This window comes from Pyrinomonas methylaliphatogenes (genome assembly GCF_000820845.2).
In the GTDB taxonomy this organism is placed as follows: domain Bacteria; phylum Acidobacteriota; class Blastocatellia; order Pyrinomonadales; family Pyrinomonadaceae; genus Pyrinomonas; species Pyrinomonas methylaliphatogenes.
This window is the reverse complement of record NZ_CBXV010000008.1, coordinates 828,574-851,976: the sequence shown is the minus strand read 5'-3', so window position 1 is coordinate 851,976 and position 23,403 is coordinate 828,574. Positions and strand designations below refer to the sequence as shown.

Here is a 23,403-nt window from a genome sequence, read left to right as displayed (position 1 = left end):
CTCAGCTTGCTTCTTGCGCCGACTATCGCTCAAAATTTTTTGACTTCGTGCCAGGGAGGGAATCGGTGGGCAGTCTTGAACCGAAAGCCGATGGGCGAATCGCCAGAACGGTGTCGAGCGTTCGCTCATCATCGAGGATTGAACGTTATGCGGCGCTTCTTCTCTGCTTGCTGATCATCTTCGGATTCGATCTGCGACTGCGTGGCATCAGCGACGTCGGTCTTGCCGAAGACGAAGCGCGCAAAATCGAAGCGGTACGCGCTTATCGCGCTGGCGACATCACGGCCAACGCCGAGCATCCGATGTTGATGAAGAGCTTGATCCTCATTTCGCTGCTTGCCGCCGAAAAGCTGAATTCGGCCTTCGACGCCCGCATCAGCGACGAAGCCGCCGTGCGTTTCCCCAACCTCCTTTTCGGCGCCCTCACGGCGCTCCCGATCTTCCTTCTCTCTTCCGCCCTTTTCAACAAAGGCATCGGATTGATCGCCGCCGCCCTCTGGTCCACCGGCATCAACGCCATCACCTACAATCGCATCGCCAAGGAAGATACTCTGCTCGTTTTCTTTATGTTGTTCGCCTTCTACTTCTATCTGCGCGCCAAACAGATGGACTATCGGCAACCGGCGCGCAAACGGCGTGCTTATATCTTGAGCGGCCTATCTTTCGGCTTGATGCTGGCCTCGAAATATCTGCCGCACTATTTCGGGTTGAACATGCTCTATCACCATCTGGTGCATGTGCGCGAACGGAAGCCGGATGAGCTGCCGGGGCGAACGCCGGCGATCTTTTACTTCGTGATGGGGAGCGCCTTTCTGCTCGCCAATCCGGCGGTGTTGCTGCCGGAAACTTGGCATTATTTGACCTCTTACACAAGCGAACAACTCCTGACGCACCACGGCTATTTGATGGGCGAGCGCCTTTACCCCAATCAGGTGTCGAGCACGCCGTTCGGCACACCGATCTACTTCTACCTCCTCTTCCTCGCCATCAAAACGCCTCTGCCGCTACTTGCCGCGTTGCTGATCGGACTTGTGATCATCATGCGCCGATGGCGCGAGCCTGGACCAGCTTTCCTTCTGCTGATGTTCCTTTTCTGGATCGTGCCATACTCGCTCATCGGCGCGAAATGGTTGCGCTACGCGCTCTCACTGATGGCCTTCGTTTACATGATCGCCGCCGTCGGCATCGCGTGGATCGCTTACGAGGCGAAGCGCGCCCTTGAAGCTCTGACGAAGCGCGCCGCGCGCGTTGCCACCATCGCGCTCACGCTCATCTGGGTCTTCGGCCCGCTCAGCGCCGTCTGGGCGAGCGGGCCGCACTATGGGCTTTACGTCAATCGCCTTTACAGAGGGCGCGCCGGATACTACTTTCCGCACGACGAACTTTATGATGATGGATTGCGTGAAGCGCTGCTGTTCGTCTGCCGCCATGCTCCGCCAGAGGCGACGATCGCGCACGAGACGCCGAGCGCGACGCGCTACTACTTGGAGAGATACGGACGCACGGATCTACGGGCGCGACCGCTTTCGGCGCCCGACTTCAGTCCAGCTTCGGCACCCCATCCGACGTTCTTCATCCTCCAGCGCGGGCGTACATATTTTGAGAACCGCGCTGAGATGGCCGAAGTGCGCGCCACCGCCCACAAGGTTTATGAAGTGGTGATCGACGGTGTGACAGCCGCCGAGGTTTACGTTCGCTGAACGAGAGATCCGTTCGATGAAGGCGAACCGTCTTTTCAGAACATGACCGAGGGAAACAAAGATGAAGAGGATAAGCGCCATTTTCAACTCGCTGAGGGGAAGGCATTCGTTCTTTTCGCTTTTGACCATCGTCGCGCTCTTCGCCCCAGCCCTCGCGCAATCGAACGCCAAGCCGCAGCATGCATGGATCACGATCCTTTCAACGACCGACATGCACGGCAACATCTTCCCCATCGACTACTACACGAACCGGGAAGACGCGCGCGGGCTGGCGCGTCTTGCGACGCTCATCAAACAAGCGCGGCGCGAGAATCCGCATTCGCTGCTGATAGATTCGGGCGATACTATCCAAGGCACGCCGCTCGTCTATCTGCACCACAAGCGGATGAACGATCTTCCCGATCCGATGATGCTCGCGATGAACGCGCTTCGATACGATGCGATGGCTGTCGGCAATCATGAATTCAACTTCGGGTTGCAAGTGATCGAAAAGGCGCGCCGCGAAGCGCACTTCCCGTGGCTTTCGGCCAATACCTATCGCGTGGGCACGGACGAGACCTTTTTTCAACCATACGTCGTCAAGGAAGTGGCCGGAGTGCGCGTCGGCATTTTGGGCCTGACGACGCCCGGCATCCCGAACTGGGAGAATCCGGAGAACTACGCCGGGTTGGAGTTTCGCGATCCCTTGGCGGAGGCGAAGAAGTGGGTCTCCATCCTGCGCGAACGCGAGCGTGTCGATCTGGTCGTCATCGCGATGCACATGGGGTTGGAAGAGGATCTACGCGCCGGAGCGGATGAAGCGGCAGAGGCGCGGCATGAGAACGCGGCGCTGGCGATTGCGCGCGAAGTGTCGGGCGTGGATGTCATCTTGATGGGCCACACGCACCGCGAAGTGCCAGCGCTATTCGTCAACGGCGTGCTCCTAACGCAAGCCAATCGTTGGGCCACGCACCTCGCCCGCGCCGATCTCTACCTCGACAAGATGGCCGATGGCCGCTGGCGCGTCGCGGCCAAGGGGGCGCGAACGATCTCCGTCCAAGGCGTGGCCGAAGATCCGGAGATCGTGAAGCTCGCCGAACCTTACCATCGCGCGACCCAAGAGTGGCTCAGTCGCGCCATCGGCTGGTCCGACAAAGAGCTTTCGGCGCGCGACGCGCGGTTTCATGATTCGGCCATCCTCGACCTGATCCATCGCGTACAGTTAGAAGTGGGCCACGCCGACGTGTCGCTCGCGGCGGTCTTTAATCCGCAAGCGCGCATCCCGCGCGGCGCGGTGACGGTGCGCGACATCGCTTCGCTCTACGTCTACGAAAACACGCTCGTCGTCATCGAAGTGACCGGGAAGCAGTTGAAGGATGCGCTCGAACACGCGGCCCGCTACTTTAAACCTTATGCGCCGGGCAAGACGGCTGCCGAACTCGTTGACGAGCGAATCCCCGGCTACAATTTTGACATCGCCGAAGGCGTCGACTACGAAATAGATCTGACGAAACCGGTCGGGCAGAGGATCCAGAACTTGCGCTTTCACGGCCAACCCGTAAGACCCGATCAAAAATTCCGTTTGGCGACGAACAACTACCGCTATAACGGCGGCGGCGGGTACACGATGCTCAAAGGCGCCCCCGTCCTTTACCGCACGAGCCAAGAGATACGCGAATTGATCATCGAGTGGGTCGAAAAGCACAAGACGATTCCGACCGAGCCGACAAATAACTGGCGCCTGCTGCCCGTCGAAGTAGAGCGAAAGGCGACGGCCACTCAAGCTCGAAGCTTCGCCGCGGCCTCTTTATGACGCCGATGAAGATTAAGCGTGAAACCGAGCCATAGGCCGCCAATCAAATAGGCGCCGAGCACATCGCTCGGCCAATGCGCTCCCAAGTAGATGCGCGATGGGCCGATGAGCATGATCAACAGCGCGGCCCCCCAAAGCGCGAGGCGGCGGGCCAAAGCGCCGCGCGGTAAGAGGGCATAGCCGATGAAGAAGAGAAACCCGAAATACGACACGTAAAACATCACGTGGCCCGACGGGAAGCTTTTCGAATCGAGCGCGCTGAAGACTTTGATCAAATCGGCGGCGGGGCGCGGGCGCGCGACCAAAAATTTCAGCAGATCGTTCAAGAGCGCGCCGCCGCCGACGCAGAGAAGAAGAGCGCCGGCTTCGCGCTTCAGACCGAAGAAGAGTAAGGCGAACGCGGTCAGCGCCGTCAAAACGTACGGCATCCAGCCGTCTCCGAAGATGGAGATGGCGCGCATCGAGGCGAAGATCCACGGTCGATCGAAAGATTGAATGAAGCGCGCGATGGCGACATCCCAGGCGAAATGGGCGTAGAGATGAGCCAAGGCAGCGAGCGCGGCGAAGAGGAGAAGACCGCTCCCATAGAAGACTTGCGCGGGGACGGCGTCCCGCCCGACCCGCACCTTTGCAGAAGCGCCGCCTTTTCCGTTTGCGACCGAAGCGGATTTGCGCTCGCGCATCGTCTCATCAGTGCGCGCCCAGATTTTGAGACCTCCGGCGCGCCGAGACGCTATAATGTCGGATCTCGTGCCCGAGCGGCAAATCTGTTCTGAAAACAGGCGCAGCGTTCGATCAAGCTATGACGTCCTCGATCGCTACCGTTCTCCTTCTGCTCGTCATCGCCGTCGCGCTCTTCGCTACCGAGCGCATCCCGGTCGATGTCGTCAGCATACTGCTTGTGCTCGCGCTCATTTTGACCGGCACGCTGACGGTGAGCGAGGCTCTGGCCGGCTTTGGGCACGACGTCGTCATCACGATCGCTTCGCTCTTCGTGCTGACCGGCGGATTGGTCCGTACGGGCGTCGTCGAAGCGCTTGGGCATCGCCTCTATCGTATGGCGGGGAAAGATGAGTTCCGTTTGACGGCATTGGTGATGATCGTCGCCGCCGCTTCGGCATCGATCATGAAGAACACGACGACGACGGCGATGTTGCTTCCGGTGGTGATGGGACTCGTCGAGCGAGCGCAGATCGAACCATCGAAGGTCCTGATGCCGCTCGCTTTCGGTGCCATCCTCGGCGGAACGACGACGCTCATCGGGACCTCGACCAACTTGGCCGTGAGCGCGGCGCTCCCGCGCTATGGGCTGTCCCCCTATTCGATGTTCGAACTGACGCCGGTCGGGATCGCGATCGTCGGCGTTGGGCTCGTCTACATGTTGCTCCTCGGATTGCGTCTTCTTCCGGCGCGCGGGCGGGCCGAGCGCTCGCTCACCGAGCGCTACCATATCCGCGAGTACGTGTCGGAAGTGATCGTGCTGCCCGATTCGCCGTTGATCGGCAAAAGCGTGGCCCAAGCGGATCTGAGCGGCGCGCTCATCTGAACGTGATCGGCGTTTTGCGCGATACCGGGACGCGCCTTACGCCTCAATCGGAAGAGAAGATCAGAGCGGGCGATCTTCTGCTCGTCTGCGGGCGCGTCGAAGATATCTTGCGCGTCAAGACTGCCGCCGGGATCGAGATCAAATCCGATTTCAAACTGAGCGACCGCGACCTGCGCGACGGCGAGATGCAGCTTTTCGAGGTGATGATCCTGCGCGGCTCTGACCTGATCGGGCGCACGCTCAAACGTTTGCGTTTTCGCGAACAATACGGGCTGACGGTGCTTGCGCTTAACCGGCATGGCGTCTCGCTGCTGGCGAAGATGAGCGACATCCCGCTCCGCTTCGGCGACGTGCTTCTTGTGCAAGGGCGGCGCGAAGACGTAGAACGTTTAGTGGCGGATGGCAACCTGCTTCTGCTTCAAGATGTCTCTCGGCGCAGCAAGCGCGTGGGGAAACAACGCTGGGCCATTGCGGCTTTCCTCTTCTTCCTCATCCTTTCGGTGACGCAAGTCGTACCGCTCGTCGTCGCCGTGATGGCGGGCGTGCTGCTTCTGATCGCCACCCGCACGATCAACGCGCAAGAGATCTACGATTTCATCGAATGGCGCCTGATCGTCTTGATCGCTGGGCTGATCAGTTTCAGCGCGGCGATGGAGAAGACGGGGACGGATCGGTACTTGGCTGGCTTGATCGTCCGTTGGGCGGGCGATTACGGCGGCATGGCCGTGCTCGCCGGGTTCTTCCTGTTGACAGTGCTGTTGACGCAACCGATGTCCAATCAAGCCGCGGCATTGGTCGTCCTGCCGGTCGCCGTCAAAACCGCCGTCGCGTTGGGGTTGAACCCGCGCACCTTCGCCGTCGCCGTCACCTACGCCGCTTCCTGCTCGTTTTTGACGCCACTCGAGCCGGCCTGCGTTCTGGTCTATGCTCCCGGACGCTACCGCTTCCTCGATTTCTTCAAGGTCGGTTCCATTCTGACGCTGGCGGTCTTCATCATCGTGATGTTGCTCGTCCCGATCTACTGGCCGCTACGCTAAGCGCGGCGCAGGCTGAGGCCAGAGTTCCTTTGACAAGGGCCGAAAACATGTTGCGAAGTAGAAGAAGCGCTTCGGAGTGTGCTATAGTGACGAAGAGTGGTGGGTTGAATGAAATTCCAACTCGGACCTATCGCTTAATCACCCGTTATCCGAATTTTTCGCGTTGCCCGCGTAGCTCAGTGGATTAGAGCGTTGGTCTCCGGAACCAAAGGTCGCAGGTTCGAATCCTGCCGCGGGCACCACGCCCTTCTCGATGGCCCGCGCCTCGACGCTAGACATCAGAGCGCGAATTGCTTTAATCTCATCTGCTTCGCGGAAGATTTCCACGACTTTGAAAACTTCATCTGGCACGCGAAAGTGGCGGAACTGGTAGACGCGCGTGACTTAGGATCACGTCCCGCAAGGGGTGGGGGTTCGAGTCCCCCCTTTCGCACCAGCATTTCGCTCTTTCGTCACGCAGCGTGAACGGTGAAAGAAGAAGATGAAAACAGAGGTCATTGACATCTCCCCAACGCGCAAAGAGTTGCGCATCGAGATCGATGCCGAGCGGATCCGCGCCGAACTCGATCGCGTCAGCAGCGAGTTCGCCCGCTATGCGACCGTTCCGGGGTTCAGGCGCGGGCGCGCGCCGCAAGCGATCGTGCGCCAACGCTTCAAGAAAGAGATTCGCGGCGAAGTCTTAGGCGAGCTCATCCCTCGCGCCTTGGGCGAAGCTCTCCAACAACAGCCCTTCAGCGTCATCGGCGAGCCGCAACTGCGCTTCGAGAACGCGGAGAGCTTGGAGCAACTCGGTGCCGAACCGTTGGCCATTCACGCTGCGATCGAGGTTTTGCCCGAAATCGCGCTGGGCCAGTACAAGGGTTTGGAACTCGCGCGTCGCACTCGCCCGGTGAAGGAAGAAGAGATCGACGAGGTGATCGCATCGATGCGCGAGGCTTCGTCTTCGCTCGTTCCGGTCGAGGACCGCGGCGCGCAAGCGGGCGACATCGTGACGGTCAATTTCCGCGGACGGTTCGTCAACGAACCGGAAGCCGAAGAGATCAAAGTCGATGAAGTCGACGTTCAAATCGGCGACGAAGAGACGCTGCCGGAATTCACCGAAAACCTGATGGGCGTCCGCCCGGATGAGGAGAGGACGTTTAAGGTCAAGTACCCGGAGAATTTCAAAGCTTCCGGGCTAGCTGGCAAAGAGGTCGAATACACGGCGCAAATCATCGCGGTGCGGCGCAAAGAGATGCCCGAACTGGATGACGAGTGGGCGCGCAGCATGGGCGAAGGGGTAAATACGCTCGAAGAGTTGCGCGAGCGCATCCGCGAGCGTTTGGCGAGCTACGCGCGCGACGAAGCCGAACGTCGCCTGCGCGACGAGGCGCTGCAGAGACTGCTCGCGACGCACCAATTCGAGGCGCCGAAGACGTTGGTCCAGCAAGAGATGAGGCAATTGTTCGAAGCGACCATCCGGCGGATGATCGAACTCGGGCTCGACCCGCGCAACCCGGAGATAAAGTGGGATGAGATCCGCGCCACCTTGGAGAAGCAGGCCGAAGAGAACGTGCGTGCCGAGCTTCTGCTCGAACGCATCGCCGAGGCGGAAGGGATCGCCATCAGCGACGAAGAGATCGAAGAGGAGATCAAACGCCTCGCGCAAGCGGCGGGCGAGCCGGTCGAGCGCGTGCGCGCTGCCTTGACAAAGAGCGAAGCGCAACCTAGCATCGCCAGTGGGTTGCGCCAACGCAAGGCGATGAACCTGATCATTGAAAACGCGATCGTGCGCGACGAAGAGTGGCGCGAAGACGGGAAGGCAGATTCACCCGAACCGCCACCTTCGGAAGCGCAAACGGCCGATCAAACGTCGAATTCAACAACGGATTGATCTTCCGCTGAGGATTTGACGATTATGCGACGACAGAACGCTCTGGAGTCACACATGGCACTGATCCCGATGGTCGTTGAGCAAACGTCGCGCGGCGAGCGCGCCTTCGACATCTACTCGCGTTTGCTCAAAGACAACATCATCTTTCTGGGCACGCCGATCGACGATCAAATCGCCAATCTGATCGTCGCCCAGATGCTCTACCTAGAGGCCGAGGACCCGGAGAAGGACATCAATCTTTACATCAATTCTCCGGGCGGCTCGATCACGGCGGGCATGGCCATCTACGACACGATGCAGTTCATCCGCCCCGATGTGACGACGATCTGCGTCGGTCAATGCGCCTCGATGGCCGCGTTGCTTCTAGCAGCCGGCACGAAGGGGAAGCGGTTCGCTCTGCCGAACTCGCGCATTCTGATCCATCAGCCATCAGGAGGCGCGCAAGGGCAGGCGACCGACATCCGCATTCAAGCTGAAGAGATCCTGCGGATGCGCGAGTTAACTTCGCGGCTGCTCGCCAAACATACCGGACAACCTTACGAGGTCATCGAGCGCGACGTCGAGCGCGATCGCATCATGTCGGCCATGCAAGCCAAAGAGTACGGCTTGATCGATGAGGTGATCGTTCACCGTGAATAGGTCTGGGATCGGATGATCTCAGACTCCCGACTGGCAAATTCATATGGTACGCCGAAACGATGAACCCCTACGCTGCTCGTTTTGCGGCAAATCACAGAATGAAGTCAAGAAGCTCATTGCGGGCCCGACCGTTTATATCTGCAATGAGTGCATAGACATCTGCAACGAGATCATCTCGGACGATCAGCCGGAACCCGTCTCAGCGCGCCCCCCGCTGCCGAAACCCGCCGAGATAAAAGCCTTCCTCGACGAGTACGTCATCGGGCAGGAAGAGACGAAGAAGCGTTTGGCCGTCGCCGTCTACCAACACTACAAGCGGATCGAGCTGGCGCGCCGACGAAGCGATGTCGAGATCCAGAAGTCGAACATCTTGCTGATCGGCCCGACAGGCACGGGCAAGACGTTGCTCGCGCAGACGCTGGCGCGCATCCTCTCGGTCCCCTTCACCATCGTTGACGCGACCACGCTGACCGAAGCCGGCTACGTCGGCGAAGATGTCGAGAACATCATCCTGCGGCTCCTTCAAGCCGCCAACGGCGATGTCGAGCGCGCGCAACAGGGCATCATCTATATCGATGAGGTCGATAAGATCTGCCGCAAAGACGAGAACCCGTCGATCACGCGCGACGTATCGGGCGAGGGCGTTCAACAAGCTTTGCTCAAGATACTCGAGGGGACGATCGCCAACGTCCCGCCACAGGGCGGGCGCAAACATCCGCACCAAGAGTTCTTCCCCGTCGATACGACCAACATCCTGTTTATCTGCGGCGGCGCGTTCGTCGGCCTGGAGAAGGTCATCGAGAAGCGTCTGCGCAACAAATCGCTCGGTTTCCATGCCGAAATTCGCCCCGGCTCGAACCGTTATGCCGACGCGATGGCTCACGTGCAACCCGAAGATCTCGTCCGCTACGGGTTGATCCCGGAGTTCGTCGGGCGCCTCCCGGTGCTCGCCGTCCTGCACGAACTGGATGAGGCGGCGCTGGTCCGCATCCTGACCGAGCCGAAGAACGCGCTCGTCAAGCAATATCAGAAGAAGTTCGAATACGACAACATCAAACTCCGCTTCACCGACGATGCCTTGCGCGCCATCGCGCATCAAGCCGTTCAGCGCAAGGTCGGCGCGCGCGGGTTGATGATGATCATGGAAGAGCTCCTGCTCGATGCGATGTATGAACTGCCGAGTCAACGGCGGATCAAAGAGCTCGTGATCACGCGCGAAATGGTCGAGCGTCGCCGCGTCATTCCCGCGGAACTGATCGACGGCGCAGCCGCTTGATTCGCCGTCAGGCGGCGAAAGTGGCATTTGGAGCGGGAAGTGGTTTAAAATTTGGTTGAAAAGGAGGATCGAGGGCGAGCGGCTCATCGTAGCACGACTCGCCCTTCGCAACTTGAGCCGAACTAACTGAATCGAGGCTTTACATAAGGGCAAATTATGGAAGAATACTCTGACACGACCCCGAAAGATATCGCGCGCTATCCGATGGTCCCAATTCGCGACGTGGTCATCTTCCCTTCGACCAAAGTCGCGTTCAAGATCGGGCGACCCGGTTCGGTCCGCGCCCTAGAAAAAGCGCTCGCGACCGACCGCATGATCTTTCTCGCCACCCAACACGACGCTTCGATAGATGAGCCAAGGCCCGAGCAGATCTACCGCGTCGGCACGGTCGCGCGCATCCTGCAAGCGCAACGCCAAGAGAACGGACAGATCAAAGTCGTCGTCGAAGGGCGCGAACGCGCGACGACCATTCGCGTCGAGAACGAGGATGGCGCCTTCACGGCCATCGTCAGGCGCGCTCCCATCGCGACCGAAACGGGACTGCGCGTCGAATCGTTGATCCAGCGCATCGCGCAACTATTAGAACAGCACATGCGTCTTGCGCCCGAAATGCCGACCGATGCGCTGCAGGCCGCCTTGCGCAACCCGGATCCGGCTCAGATGTCGGACCAGTTCGCCTCGCAGATGCGCATTTCGGTTGAGGACAAACAAGGGTTGCTTGAGATCTTCTCCGTCCACGAGCGGTTGCAACGCATCGTCGAACTGCTCGAGATCGAAGTCGAAAAACGGCAGATCGATCGCACCATTCAGAATCGCGTCAAGCGCCAGATGGAGAAGGCGCAGCGCGAGTACTACCTGAACGAACAGATCAAAGCGATCCACAAAGAGCTGGGCCGTAAGGACGAGAAGGCCGAACTCGACGAACTCCGCAAGAAGATCGAAGAGGCCGGCATGTCGGCGGAAGCCAAAGAGAAAGCGCTTCAGGAACTCAATCGTTTGGAAGCGATGCCGCCGATGTCCGCCGAAGGGACGGTCTCGCGCACATACATCGACTGGTTGTTGAGCGTGCCGTGGAAACAAGAATCGAAGGAGGTGCGCGATCTGCAGAAGGCTGAAGAGGTTCTGAACGAAGACCACTATGGCCTAGAGAAGATCAAAGAGCGCATCCTCGAATACTTAGCCGTTCGTCAACTGGTCAAAAACCCCAAGGGATCTATCCTCTGTTTCGTTGGACCGCCGGGCGTCGGCAAGACCAGTCTGGGCAAATCGATCGCGCGCGCGACCGGCAGAAAGTTTGTCCGTTTGAGTTTAGGCGGCGTGCGCGATGAGGCCGAGATTCGCGGCCATCGCCGCACCTATATCGGCGCGCTGCCGGGCCAGATCATCCAGATGATGAAGAAAGCCGGAACGATCAATCCCGTCATGCTGCTCGACGAGGTTGACAAGCTCGGGACCGATTTTCGCGGCGATCCGGCAGCAGCGCTGCTTGAAGTCCTCGATCCCGAGCAGAATCACGCCTTCCACGATCATTACTTGGATGTCGATTACGATCTATCGAAAGTCTTCTTCATCGCCACGGCCAACGTGCTCCACACGATCCCGCCGGCTTTGCAAGATCGTCTGGAGATACTGCGGCTTTCCGGTTACACGGAGCGCGAGAAGTTGGAGATCGCGCGCCGTCATCTCATTCCCAAACAGGCCGAGGCGAACGGACTTAAACCGAATCAGATCGAGTTTACCGAAGACGGCATCCTTGAGATCATCCGCCACTACACGCGCGAAGCTGGCGTGCGTAACCTTGAACGCGAGATTGGCTCTTGCTGTCGCAAAGTGGCGCGCAAACTCGTGGCGCAGAAAGCTGGCCCTAACTTCAAAGAGGTCATCGATGCTGAGCGTGTGCGCGAAATGCTCGGCCCGATTAAATTCCGCTCCCAAGGTATTGCGGCGACGAACGAGATTGGACTCGCAACGGGCTTGGCTTGGACCGAGGTCGGCGGCGAAGTGTTGCAGATCGAAGCGACGCTGACCCAGGGGCGCGGTCACATAACGCTCACCGGAAAACTCGGCGACGTGATGCAAGAGTCCGCGCAAGCGGCTCTGACCTGTATCAAAGCGCGCGCCGAGCGGCTCGGGATGAGCCTCGATTTCATCCGCAAGCGCGATCTGCACGTGCATATCCCGGAAGGGGCGATCCCCAAAGACGGGCCATCGGCTGGCATCACGCTGGCGACGGCGATGGCTTCCGTCTTGATGCGCGTCCCCGTCAGAGCCGACATCGCCATGACGGGCGAGATCACCCTGCGCGGGCGCGTGCTCCCCGTCGGCGGGATCAAAGAGAAGCTGCTGGCAGCTCACCGCTTCGGCATCTCGACCGTCATCATCCCGAAAGACAACGAGAAGGATCTCGTCGAAGTGCCGGAAGAGGTCCGCAACGCGCTCAACATCGAACTGGTCGAAACCATCGATGAGGTGCTCGCGCTCGCACTCGAGAGCGCGTGTCCAACCGAAGTCGGCCCGACGGATGAGACACACCATCCGCCTCTGTGGACCACTGATGCGCCGGGGACGCAGCCTGGGACGCCAACGATGGAGGGCTGAAAGTCCAACGACGCGAATGGGGCTATGCTCAAAACGAGAAGCGTGGCCCCATTCGTTTCTCTTCGCCGACCACGCAGGGCGCGAAGCGTATGAGGCGAGCTTCGCGAAGTTCGCCCCATATTTCGAGCTGAGGTTGATCTCGATCCTTCGGAAACGCTCTCCGCCTGATGCTAAACTTGCGCGCCGTCGCCCGGTCAGATGGCCATCTTCGCTAAGACCGGCGTCGGGCGCGTTGCTTTCCCTATCTTCCCTGAGGAGCGAGAGGAAATGCGTCGCATGATCCGCGTCACGATCCTTTGCCTTATTTGCTTCGCCAGCAGCGCACATGCGCAAACTGGATTGCGTTTCCGCATCTCTTTTCCGCCATCGAGCAGCGCACAACCGCTCGATGGACGACTCCTGCTTCTGCTTTCGAATAACGACAAGAGCGAACCTCGTTTCCAGATCACCGAAGACCTTAACACGCAGCAAGTCTTCGGCGTAGATGTCGATGGCTGGCGCCCCAATGAATGGACCACCATAGACGCGAGCGCGTTCGGCTACCCGCGCCGCAGCCTGGCGGATGTTCCGGCAGGCACCTACTGGGTGCAAGCCGTCCTCCACAAATACGAAACCTTTCATCGCGCCGACGGCCACACGGTCAAGCTTCCGATGGACCGCGGAGAAGGGCAAAAGTGGAACCGCGCGCCCGGCAACCTCTACAGCACGCCCGTGAAGATGACGATCGACCCGCGCGCGGATCGAGTGATCGAGATCAAGCTCGATCGCGTGATGCCGCCGATCGAACCGCCGAAGGATACAAAGTTCATCAAACACGTCCGCATCCAGAGTCAACTGCTGACCAAATTCTGGGGCCGCCCGATGTACATCGGCGCTGCCGTCCTGTTGCCCGCAGGGTTCGATGAGCATCCGGAAGCGCGCTACCCGCTGATCGTCTTCCACGATCACTTCACGCCGACTTTTGACGGTTTTCGCGAGACGCCGCCCGATCCCGACTTAAAGCCCGAATACAGCGAACGGTTCAGGATCGAGGGCTACAATCGCATCGTCCAAGAGTACGCTTATCAGTTCTACAAAGACTGGACCAGCCCCGACTTTCCGCGCTTCATCATCGTGAAGATTCAACACGCCAACCCGTACTACGATGACTCCTACGCCGTCAATTCGGCCAACCTCGGCCCTTACGGCGATGCCATCAACTATGAACTTATTCCGTATATCGAGAAGAGGTTTCGCGGCATCGGGCAGGGCTGGGCGCGTTTCACTTACGGCGGCTCGACCGGCGGGTGGGAAGCGCTGGCGACGCAGATCTTCTACCCGGAGATGTACAACGGCTGTTTCGCCGCCTGCCCCGATCCGATAGATTTTCGCGCCTATACGACGGTGAACATCTACGAGGACGAAAACGCCTACTACATGCCGAGCTACTGGAAGCGCATCCTGCGTCCCGGCAAACGCAACTACCTTAACCAGATTGTTGCGACCGTCGAAGACATGAACCACATGGAGTTGGCGCTCGGCACGCACGGACGTTCGGGCGGGCAATGGGACATCTGGCAAGCGGTCTTCTCGCCCGTCGGACCCGACGGCTACCCGAAGCCGATCTGGGACAAGCTGACGGGCAAGATAGATCATGAGGTGGCCCAGTACTGGCGCGAACATTACGATCTCGGCTATATCCTGCGTCGCGACTGGGCCAAGCTTGGACCGAAACTGGTCGGCAAGATCCACATCTACGTCGGCGAGATGGATAACTACTTTTTGAACAACGCCGTCTACCTTGTGGAGGATTTCCTCAAGCAGACGAAGGATCCCTACTACGCGGGCGAAGTAGACTACGAGCCGCGCGCCGAGCATTGCTGGAACGGCGACCACACGCGCCCGAACGCCATTTCGCGCTTGCGGTATAATCAGATGTACGTCCCCAAGATACTCGAGCGGATAGAGAAGACCGCGCCACCGGGAGCGGACCTGTCCAGTTGGCGTTATTGAGAAACGCACCACGCCGCCCTTCTCGAAACGGCGGCGCGTTAGTTACGCTTCTCCGCGCAAGATGAGGCGGGCTGTGGAGAAGGGTCGGCGCTGATGTATACTTTGCAGCCCGCTCTTACGAAATCTGCTCGCGCTTTGCGAACCCGACTGGACGCGCGTGACAGGTTCGCGCACGAGCGCGCGTTCTAGCCGTGCGGCAAAGGTCGAGGAAGCTCCGATGACGAGGAAGACGCTGCTCATTCTGCTGGTTTCAATGCACATGATTTTTGGACCGCACTCCTTCGCCCAACAACGAACACAAAAGCCGCCGCTTCACGCCAAACATTGGATGGCGATCACTGGCAAACCATTGGCGGCCACCGCCGGCGCGATGATCTTTCAAAAGGGCGGCAACGCCGTCGATGCCGCCTGCGCCATGATCGCCGCCACCTGTACGATGTGGGACACGCTCGGCTGGGGCGGCGAAACGCAGGCGCTGATCTACAACCCGCACACGCGAAAAGTCGTCGGCATCAACGCGCTCGGCGTGGCGCCGACGGGCGCGACGCCCGAGTTCTTCCGCAGCAAAGGGATGAAGTATCCGCCCGAGTACGGGCCGCTCGCCGCCGTCACGCCGGGCACGCCGGGCGGCATACTGGTGATGCTCGCCGAATTCGGCAAGCTCTCGCTCAAAGACGTACTCGAACCGGCGATTCAGATGGCCGATGGCTATCCGATCGAGGCGGAGACGGCCAATCTGATCGAACGCGAAAAGGAACGGCTCAAACAGTGGCCCTATTCGCGGCAGGTGATGCTTCCGCATCTTGGCGAGAAGCGCGAAGCGCCGGAGCCGGGCGAGATCTTCCGCCAACCGGATCTGGCCGCCACGCTGCGCAAACTGGTCGAGGCCGAACAAGAGGCTTTAAAACAAGGCAAGAGTCGCAAAGAGGCGATCTACGCGGCTTACGACCGCTTCTACAAGGGCGACATCGCGCGCGAGATCGTGCGCAGCGTCCAAGAACAGGGCGGGCTGTTCACGCTCGAAGACCTGGCCCGCTGGCGCGTCTACATCGAAGAGCCGGTCAAGACCGATTATAAAGGGATCGAAGTCTACAAACTGACGACGTGGGTGCAAGGCCCAGTCATGCTCCAGACGCTCAACATTCTGGAGAACTTCGACCTGCGCGCCATGGGTTACAACAGCGCGCGCTACATCCACACGCTCTACCAAGCGATGAATCTGGCCTTTGCCGACCGTGATTTCTACTACGGCGATCCGTACTTTCCGCCAGCGGAACCCGTTCGCGGTTTGCTCTCGAAAGAGTACGCGCGCGAGCGAGCTAAGCTCATCAACATGGAGCGCAACGACCCGAACATCAAACCGGGCGATCCGTACCCGTTTCAAGGCGAGCGCAATCCGTATCTCAAACTCTTAGAGAAGTGGGGTGAACAGCAGAAGGGCGCAGCAAAGAGCGACTCGCAAGAGAGCGCTCGCTCAAACGAAGAGTTCGAAAAGGACTTCTACGCTGGCACGACTTCGGTCATCGCGGCTGACGAAGAAGGGTGGGTCGTCTCGGTGACGCCGAGCGGCGGTTGGATTCCAGCCGTGATCGCCGGACGCACGGGGATCGGGCTCAGTCAGCGCATGCAGAGTTTCGTGCTCGACGAAGCCGAAAACCCGTTCAACGTCGTCGCTCCCGGCAAGCGCCCGCGCGCGACCTTGACGCCGAGCCTGGCGTTGCGCGACGGCGAGCCTTATTTGGCCTTCGCCGTACAAGGCGGTGACAGTCAAGATCAGAACCTTTTGCAGTTTTTTCTGAACATCGTCGAGTTCGGCATGACCGTTCAAGAGGCGACCGAAGCGGCCAACTTCAACAGCTTTCAGATGCGCAGCTCCTTCGGCAATCATGAATCGCGCCCCGGTAGGATCTTGCTCAACGAAGCGATTCCGTCTTGGGTGCGCGCTGAACTGCGTAAGATGGGCTACGAGATGACCTTCGCCGCGCGCACTTCCGGTCCGATCAATGCCATCCTGTTCGACCGCAAACACGGGACGATGTGGGGCGGATCGAGCAATCACGGCGAAGATTACGGCATCGCATGGTGAAACGAAAGCGTCAGAACAGACCGGCTCATCCCTTTTGGGCTTGGGCAACATGGAGGCACGGAACTCAAACTTGGGCAGGGTTCACATCTGAATTCGTTCAAGTTCTTTGTAAGCGAACTGAAGTGAGCTGGGGTTAAGTTCGGCCATCGCTGTTAACAATCTGAGCTCTTTCTAAGCGAACTCAAGGCTTATACATCGCTCGGGAGAAGCGTTTCGGCTGAACTCTTTTGATCTTTGACCGATATGGTGCCTCCATCATACCGGATGGTGCATTCCGTTTAAATGAGTTCGCTTCAAAAGGCTTCCCAATGCGAAACGGGAAGATCACAAGAATCCACGCCTAGCCGCACCAGCTCCACAGTCACATGCTGCGGAGAAGCTTCCGATTCTCATTACGCGAACTCGGTGGCATAGACTTTGCCATTCTTTTCGGTACAACAATCCAATCAAGCGGGGTCTTCGAGGGAGCCATGAGAAAGTTTCTAGCAGGGATGCTTGTCGCGCTCTTTATCCTCGTTGGGGTGCCATCTTCTTCTGCGCAGAATCGGCGCCTTAGTCCGAAGGCGCGCGCCGCGCTGACAGCGGGAGCGGGCGCGGCGATCGGCGCAGGCGTCGGAGCGATTGTCGGTGGGGGGAAAGGTGCTGCTGTCGGAGCGCTTCTCGGCGGCGGAGGGGCGACAGCCGGCTGGTTGATCAAGAATGACCGCAGCCGCCGCCGACTAGGCAAATATGGACAACCGATCGCGACCATCGGTGCCGGGACCGCACTCGGAGCTGGAGTCGGCGCTCTGATCGGCGGCGCGAAAGGAGCCGCTGCTGGCGCCCTTCTTGGCGGTGGCGGGACGACCGCTGGATATCTGCTCTCCAAGCGTAAAGGAAGCGATCGCTATTACAGGAACTATCGTCATCGCTACCCGCGCCGCTGAGTAAATTCATGAGCGCGCCACAGTAAAGCACAAACGCTCTTTGCCATCAATTAGCAAACGGCGCTTCTAGGAACAAGGTAAGGCTAAGCTCTAACCATAAGCGCAGGTTGCGCGCGGAGTAGGGCGAAAACCTCGCCTGTACCTCATAAGCGCAAGCCCCCAAGGCGATCAATGGCTTGACAACCGATCAAGGATACATAGAATTAGTAATTTGCAGAGCGGGAGTAACTCAGCGGTAGAGTGCGACCTTGCCAAGGTCGAAGTCGCGGGTTCGAATCCCGTCTCCCGCTCCAAAGATTCGCGGAAGGGCGGAAGTCAATCTTTCGCCCTTCTTCACCATTAAGGTATAGCCCAGCGGTCGAGGCGGCGTAGCCAAGTGGTAAGGCAGAGGTCTGCAAAACCTTTATTCGTGGGTTCGATTCCCACCGCCGCCTCCAACAAGACCTGCTGATTACCTGTTCCGCAGGTCATATTCCAGCTCCATTGACTTCGCTTGAAATCTCTCACTCACCCGAACGCATCCTTTAATCTCCTTTTCAACCGAACGCCACGCGAATTCGCCATCAACTTCAATCCGCTCATTTAGACTGACTGCGGACGTTCCCCCGCCGTCTTCGCCAAACTCGTGCGGACCAACTTCAATCCGCTCATTTAGACTGCCCCCTCATTTCATCGCACATGAGCGCTGGTGGATCGCTGTCCGCCACTTAGCCGGAAGACCCATTGAAATTGCTTCGAGTTGCGATTTGTGGTGAACTATTCATCTCAAGGTTGACCGAGCTTGACGGCAGATGGAGCTGATCCGCGATGAACTTTTCATTCTTCCGAGAATCACCGAAGGAACGGATGAACTGCCAAAAGTCTCGCGCGTTAATGGGAGCCTTTAGCCTCCTTCTTGCGCTCGCCTTATCGCTCAGCGGCGCTCAAGGGCAAAACGCCTCGCCGCAGAATGGCGCTTTGCTCACCATCGGCGGCGAAGGGATACGCCCTTTTCAATTGACCGTTGCTGACATGACTAAATTGCCGCGCCGCACTGTCCGCGCCAAAGATCATGATGGACGGGATGCCATCTTCGAAGGCGTTGAGCTTTATGAAGTGCTCAAACTGGCTGGCGTTCCATTCGGTCAGGACCTGCGCGGCGACAAGATGGCGCTCCTCCTGCTGGTGGAAGCGGCTGACGGCTACAAAGTGGTCTTCGCGCTTCCCGAAATAGATCGAGCCTTCACAGATCGCATGATCCTTCTCGCCGACCGGCGCGATGGGAAGCCCTTGCCGACGCAGGAAGGCACACTGCGCCTCGTCGTGCCGGATGAAAAGCGCCACGCGCGTTGGGTAAGGCAAGTGATCAAACTCTCAGTCCTACGCGCTGGTCGATAGCTGGCGGCAACAGTATTTAACGCGAAGTCTTCGCATAAACCGACTTGGAGAGAAGCCCGCAGATCCTCGCCGCGCTCTAGGAATCGATCTGCGGGGCGATAGCGCGTTTAAGAGACAGCCTCTGTGCGGCGAAGCGAACGGTAGTCGACGAGGTTCGTATGGCGATAGCGCGTTTAGGAACAGTTTCTATGCCGCTTTCGGACATGCGCTGGCGATTTCTCGCGAGATTCGAGCGCAACTTTGTTAAGCTCGGGCGGTCGTTATCAATCACAAAAACGCGCACGATCTAACGATCAAATTGACGCTATCGGCGATTATGACCGGGATCGATCACAAAAGCGCGTACGATTTAGCGATCAATTTGTCATCATCGGCGATTATGATCGAGCCGTCGGCCTCGTTCACGATGAAGCGCGGATCAACCTTGCTCATCACGACGAAACGCTCGGCGCGCCCCGTGTTGATGTTTACGCCGACGAGTCCGCGCTCCCGCATCTGTGTGTAGAAGTAGATCCAACCAACGCGCAATGCGACGAGTCGTTCGCGCCGTCGCAAGAAATTGGCCAGCCGATCGAACTGTCGCGTTGGATCGAGGCGATCGAGCAGTCGATCCTGCAAGTCGGCATCGCCAGCGCGTTCGAAGATGGTGCGAGAGCCGCCACCGCGTAAGTTCGCCGCTCTGCCGAAAAGAGCGAGGCGCGAACTTGCGCGTTCGCGCGCGGCATCGGTGACGAGCGATGTAAGATCGGTTAGATCCGCGCGCGCGTGCAGCCCCGACCAGCGAAGCGCGCTCGCCGCGCGCGCAAACTGTGCGCCGCGATAGGCGAAACTGAAGAGCGCGCCATATCGGAAGTAGAACGAGACGGCGCGCGCAGCTATTGCGGCGACTGTGCGCAACAGGCCACGACCGGGCGGAGTGTAGCGCGCGCGCCAAATGGCTTGACCGCTACGCGGATCGAAAGCGGCGATCTCGTTTTTACCGCCGACTAGGACGTGCCCACGTTCGTTCAATAAGGCGAAAGCGGCATCTTCGATCCCATGCGGCACTTTCGCGAGCCGCTTGCCCGTTGCGGCGTCGAGCGCGATCAGATCATCGCGATCGGCGACGACGACCGTCGCAGGATCTGATAGGACGATGTTCGTGATCCCGCGATCTGCTCCTTTGTACTGCCAAAGAGTGCGACCGGTCTCTTTGTCGATGGCGCTGACGCCGTATGGCCCGCGCGCAATTGCGGCGCCATCACGCACGCGCGCGAACGTTCCGCCCGTGCGCACGAAGAGGACACCGTCTGTGACGATGATCTCCGGCGTCGTCCCCAAGTCTTTCGTCTCCCAGACAACTTTGCCGGTCGTGCGCGAGATGGCGCGCACGCGCCCGCGCCCCGAAACGTAAAGGAGACGCTCATCGAAGACCGGATCGGCTTCGGTCAGGGCGAGCCCTTCCTCGTTGACGCGGAAGCGCTCGCGCAACAACTCTTTGCCTGTCGAAGCATCGTAAGCGGTGACGCCATCGTAGAAGAGATAGAGGCGCCCATCGAGAAAGAGCGGCGCGCGATAGTTGTCGAGCGTGTAAACGGTCTCTTCATTCTCGGTCCAACGCGCGGGCAGCATTTCGATCTCGCTGCCTAGTTCGCGCCGCCAACGTTCCTCTCCGGTCTGAAGATCGAGCAGGTGAACGGTGGGCCGCTGTTTGAAACCTTCGCGCGGGCGCTCTTTCGTCTTACGCACAACTGTGACCGCCAGCAAACGCTGGTTCAGATCCACGGCCATCTGCATGACCTGTCCGCGCAAACGTTCCGAGCGCCAGACGGCTTCACCGGAAAGCAGGTCAAGCGCTTCCATGCGCGCGCGATCCTTCTCCGCGTAACTCAACAGGATGAGATCCGTCCCGGGCACGGGCGCAACGTCGCGCTCGTCGAGATTGCGGGCGCGTCGCCGCCACAACGTTTCTCCCGTCTGCGCGTCAATGGCATAAAGCGAGCGCTCGGTGGCGGCAACGATCACATCCCAATCGGTCATTTGGTAGAAACGAACTGGGCCATCCAACTTCGTCCGCCAATCGCTTTGCGCCGCGACTCCGAGCGCGGCGCAAAGCGGAAGGCAGAAGAGCAAGCTTTTCAGCGGCCTCCATCCCCTGCGCTTTAACGCTTTCGATCGCCATCGACCACACATGGACTTAAAGAGAGGGTAGCCCTTCCGCAAGCTTAACTTTTTCCGCCGGTCGCGCATGAATTGCTCCATTCAACGGATCGGATTAAGCTAATGAATAATAACCCTTCGCGGAAGCTACGGCGAAAGCTCGAGGAGGGAGCGATGGGCGATAAGAAGCGGGCGTTGATCGTAGTTGACGTTCAGAACGATTTCTGCCCAGGGGGGGCACTGGCCGTGCCGCGCGGTGATGAGGTGATCGAGCCTTTGAATCGCCTCATCGACGAATTTCTCGCGCGCGGCGATCTTGTGATAAAAACGCGCGATTGGCATCCGGCAGTGACCAAACACTTCGCCGCGTATGGCGGCAAATGGCCGGTCCATTGCGTGCAAGGGACGAAGGGCGCAGAGTTCCATCCGCAACTGCGGGACGATCCGCGCATCATCGTCGTCTCGAAGGGCATGGGCGATGCGGACGGCTACTCCGGATTCGATCAGACTGGGTTGGAGAGGATCCTGCGCGAGCACGGCGTCGAGGAGGTCTGGATCGGCGGGTTAGCGACCGATTACTGCGTCAAGCATACGGCGCTCGATGCGCTGCGCGAAGGGTTCAAGGTGCGCGTTCTGCGCGATGCGTCGCGCGCTGTCAACCTCGACCCGCATGACGAAGAACGCGCCATCGAAGAGATGCGTCGCGCAGGGGCGGAGATAGCTTGAGAGCTCAGAATTCAGAACGTTCTTCGGCGTTGAAGGCGAAGACCGCGACCGATGAATTTGCCGGAGCGGGCAAGCGTGTGATCCGTCGCTCGGCGTTGAAGGTGAAGATCTCGCTTGATCGTCCATCATTCGATGTCAATGTCGGCCCACTTGCCTCTTCACCGTTGATCGCTGTCAACTATGGGCACGCTTAACTTCGATCGTTACCATGCGACGATGGGTTCAGCCGCGTACAAGGAAGCGGCGCGGCTGCGCGAGAAACCGCTGAGCGAAGCGGAAGCGACCTTCTATGTCACGCAGCGGAAGCTCCCCTTCGCTCCGTGTTTGGGTCATGAACGGCTGGTCCGGCTGTTGGTGGATAGTCATCTGGACCGCCCGCGCTTGCGTTTCATCGCGCAGGATCGCGGCGGTCTGGAGTTGTTCGCCAAAGCCGTCGAAGATATGCACTTTGTCGGGCGCGTGCGCGCCGTTCCGCCCGGCACGATCGTCTTCGCCAACGAACCTTTCGCCGACATTACGGGGCCGTTCGCCTTGACGCAGGCGCAAGAGATCAAGTTCGAGCACGCCTTCGATCTTCCGATGACCATCGCGAGCACGGCGATGCGCTTTCGTATGGCGGCAGGCGATCGCTGGCTTTCTGATTTTTCGCTGCGCAGAAACGGCGACATCGAACGCGCCGTCGAAGTCGCCGCCTACGCCTACATCGGCGGGTTCAACGACACGTCGAACATGGAAGCCGCCTATCGGCTCGATATCCCGGCGGTCGGAACAGAGGCTCACTACTGGCAACAGGCCTACATCGAGTACCTGCGCGATCCCGAAATAGATCCGCGCACCGGGCGGCCCAAACATTTCGAGCAGGTCGCGTTCGAGCGCTGGCTCGATGCCAATCCGCAAGGGACGATCCTCTTGCTCGATACGATCAACGTCTACATGGGCGCGGTTCATGCGGCGATGGCCGCGACTTCGAGCGAAGCGCGACGTCGCGCCTTCAAGGGCTTTCGCATAGACTCGGGCGATCATGCGCGACTCGGCAAATGGTGCTTGCGCTTCTTCGAGGCGAACGGGTTGCACGGTCTGATGCCGATCTTGACGGGAGATCTCGACGTCGAGCGCGTGCGCCAGATCGTCCGCGAGTTTCCCGAAGCCGCCGGTTTCGGCATCGGGACGAAGCTCTCCGCAGAAGTCCCACATGTGGCGGGCGTCATCTTCAAACAATGCTTGATCGAAGGGCGGCCCACCTTGAAAGCTTCCAACACGCCGGAAAAATCGACGCTTCCCGGTAAACTGCAACTCTTTCGCGGAAGCGACGCCGAAGGCAACTACGTCGGCGACTGCATCGGCTTGGACGATGAGGAAGTGGAGATCCCGGGCGCGGTGCGCGTCGAACGCCTCCTTCGCCCCTTTTGGGAAAGCGGACGTTATGAACCGATCCCTTCGATCACCAAACTCAAAGCCTTCGTCGAAGAGCAGCGCCATCGCTTTCGCGACATTGAGCGCTACCCGGTCATGTTGAGCGATCGCTTGCGCCGCTTGCGCGATGAATTGACCGCCGAGATGCTGCGCGACGAATCGGGCTGGCAAAGCGTTCTGCGCTTGCCCGCAGAGCTCGCCGATGAGATGATGAAAGGCTACGACAATAACGCGGATGAGATCTGGTAAACCGCCAGCGGCGCACCGAGATCCCATTTCGTCG

The 23,403-nt window shown here is 59.3% G+C and carries 17 protein-coding genes and 4 tRNA genes; 19 read left to right on the top strand and 2 right to left on the bottom strand.

Translation table 11 applies throughout. The features are described 5' to 3' along the window. Positions 1 to 65: 65 nt before the first annotated feature. Together PYK22_RS14900 and PYK22_RS14895 are read left to right on the top strand one after the other, a co-directional pair. Entirely contained in the window at positions 66 to 1,700 is a 1,635-nt protein-coding gene (locus PYK22_RS14900) for a glycosyltransferase family 39 protein (RefSeq protein WP_157770917.1), read from the top strand. Positions 1,701 to 1,761: 61 nt separating this feature from the next. Further along, positions 1,762 to 3,492 carry a bifunctional metallophosphatase/5'-nucleotidase gene (locus tag PYK22_RS14895; protein ID WP_041978462.1) on the top strand — a complete coding sequence of 577 codons (1,731 nt, stop codon included), beginning with the start codon at positions 1,762 to 1,764 and terminating at the stop codon, positions 3,490 to 3,492. Here the strand turns inward: PYK22_RS14895 and PYK22_RS17020 are convergent. Continuing rightward, positions 3,459 to 4,175: a phosphatase PAP2 family protein gene (locus PYK22_RS17020; RefSeq protein ID WP_060635739.1), complete on the bottom strand. Its 717-nt coding sequence runs from the start codon at positions 4,173 to 4,175 to the stop codon at positions 3,459 to 3,461. The genes PYK22_RS14895 and PYK22_RS17020 overlap by 34 nt on opposite strands. A gap of 119 nt (positions 4,176 to 4,294) precedes the next feature. Between PYK22_RS17020 and PYK22_RS17015 the strand changes: the two genes are divergently transcribed. The 14 genes from PYK22_RS17015 to PYK22_RS14820 all read left to right on the top strand — a co-directional run bounded on the left by PYK22_RS17015 (position 4,295) and on the right by PYK22_RS14820 (position 18,842). After that, positions 4,295 to 5,038, top strand: a complete 744-nt coding sequence (locus PYK22_RS17015) for an SLC13 family permease (RefSeq protein WP_060635738.1) — start codon at positions 4,295 to 4,297, stop codon at positions 5,036 to 5,038. 2 nt (positions 5,039 to 5,040) lie between these two features. Beyond that, a complete protein-coding gene (locus tag PYK22_RS17010) occupies positions 5,041 to 6,075 on the top strand; it encodes an SLC13 family permease (protein ID WP_060635737.1) in 1,035 nt (344 codons plus the stop codon). 165 nt (positions 6,076 to 6,240) lie between these two features. After that, a tRNA-Arg gene (locus PYK22_RS14880) sits at positions 6,241 to 6,317 on the top strand. A gap of 109 nt (positions 6,318 to 6,426) precedes the next feature. Further along, a tRNA-Leu gene (locus tag PYK22_RS14875) sits at positions 6,427 to 6,511 on the top strand. Between the two features lie 45 nt (positions 6,512 to 6,556). After that, positions 6,557 to 7,948 carry a trigger factor gene (gene tig, locus PYK22_RS14870; RefSeq protein WP_041978459.1) on the top strand — a complete coding sequence of 464 codons (1,392 nt, stop codon included), beginning with the start codon at positions 6,557 to 6,559 and terminating at the stop codon, positions 7,946 to 7,948. A 24-nt stretch (positions 7,949 to 7,972) separates the two neighbouring features. Further along, a complete protein-coding gene (gene clpP / locus PYK22_RS14865) occupies positions 7,973 to 8,587 on the top strand; it encodes an ATP-dependent Clp endopeptidase proteolytic subunit ClpP (RefSeq protein WP_268871526.1) in 615 nt (204 codons plus the stop codon). A 43-nt stretch (positions 8,588 to 8,630) separates the two neighbouring features. Then, on the top strand, positions 8,631 to 9,863 hold the full coding sequence (clpX, locus tag PYK22_RS14860; RefSeq protein WP_041978455.1) for an ATP-dependent Clp protease ATP-binding subunit ClpX: 1,233 nt from the start codon (positions 8,631 to 8,633) through the stop codon (positions 9,861 to 9,863). Positions 9,864 to 10,019: 156 nt separating this feature from the next. Further along, a complete protein-coding gene (lon, locus tag PYK22_RS14855; protein ID WP_041978453.1) occupies positions 10,020 to 12,461 on the top strand; it encodes an endopeptidase La in 2,442 nt (813 codons plus the stop codon). A 276-nt stretch (positions 12,462 to 12,737) separates the two neighbouring features. Beyond that, a complete protein-coding gene (locus tag PYK22_RS14850; RefSeq protein ID WP_041979254.1) occupies positions 12,738 to 14,453 on the top strand; it encodes an alpha/beta hydrolase-fold protein in 1,716 nt (571 codons plus the stop codon). A 253-nt stretch (positions 14,454 to 14,706) separates the two neighbouring features. Beyond that, a complete protein-coding gene (locus tag PYK22_RS14840; RefSeq protein WP_041979252.1) occupies positions 14,707 to 16,539 on the top strand; it encodes a gamma-glutamyltransferase family protein in 1,833 nt (610 codons plus the stop codon). 470 nt (positions 16,540 to 17,009) lie between these two features. Continuing rightward, positions 17,010 to 17,465 carry a hypothetical protein gene (locus tag PYK22_RS14835; RefSeq protein ID WP_157770916.1) on the top strand — a complete coding sequence of 152 codons (456 nt, stop codon included), beginning with the start codon at positions 17,010 to 17,012 and terminating at the stop codon, positions 17,463 to 17,465. A 218-nt stretch (positions 17,466 to 17,683) separates the two neighbouring features. Next, positions 17,684 to 17,758: transfer RNA gene (locus PYK22_RS14830), tRNA-Gly, on the top strand. 69 nt (positions 17,759 to 17,827) lie between these two features. Next, positions 17,828 to 17,902: transfer RNA gene (locus PYK22_RS14825), tRNA-Cys, on the top strand. 409 nt (positions 17,903 to 18,311) lie between these two features. Further along, the gene (locus PYK22_RS14820; protein ID WP_041978449.1) at positions 18,312 to 18,842 is read left to right on the top strand and encodes a molybdopterin-dependent oxidoreductase; all 531 of its coding nucleotides are present in this window, start codon (positions 18,312 to 18,314) and stop codon (positions 18,840 to 18,842) included. Between the two features lie 330 nt (positions 18,843 to 19,172). On the opposite strand, the gene PYK22_RS14815 is transcribed toward PYK22_RS14820, so the two are convergent. Then, positions 19,173 to 20,888 carry an outer membrane protein assembly factor BamB family protein gene (locus PYK22_RS14815; protein WP_162199868.1) on the bottom strand — a complete coding sequence of 572 codons (1,716 nt, stop codon included), beginning with the start codon at positions 20,886 to 20,888 and terminating at the stop codon, positions 19,173 to 19,175. A gap of 267 nt (positions 20,889 to 21,155) precedes the next feature. On the opposite strand from PYK22_RS14815, the gene pncA reads away from it, so the two are divergent. The 3 genes from pncA to PYK22_RS14805 are packed head-to-tail and all read left to right on the top strand — an operon-like array spanning position 21,156 to position 23,369. After that, positions 21,156 to 21,707: a bifunctional nicotinamidase/pyrazinamidase gene (gene pncA, locus PYK22_RS14810; RefSeq protein WP_041978445.1), complete on the top strand. Its 552-nt coding sequence runs from the start codon at positions 21,156 to 21,158 to the stop codon at positions 21,705 to 21,707. A gap of 29 nt (positions 21,708 to 21,736) precedes the next feature. Next, the gene (locus PYK22_RS17680; protein WP_157770915.1) at positions 21,737 to 21,901 is read left to right on the top strand and encodes a hypothetical protein; all 165 of its coding nucleotides are present in this window, start codon (positions 21,737 to 21,739) and stop codon (positions 21,899 to 21,901) included. Further along, the gene (locus PYK22_RS14805; RefSeq protein ID WP_041978442.1) at positions 21,888 to 23,369 is read left to right on the top strand and encodes a nicotinate phosphoribosyltransferase; all 1,482 of its coding nucleotides are present in this window, start codon (positions 21,888 to 21,890) and stop codon (positions 23,367 to 23,369) included. Before PYK22_RS17680 ends, PYK22_RS14805 begins: the two co-directional genes overlap by 14 nt. Positions 23,370 to 23,403 lie beyond the last annotated feature (34 nt).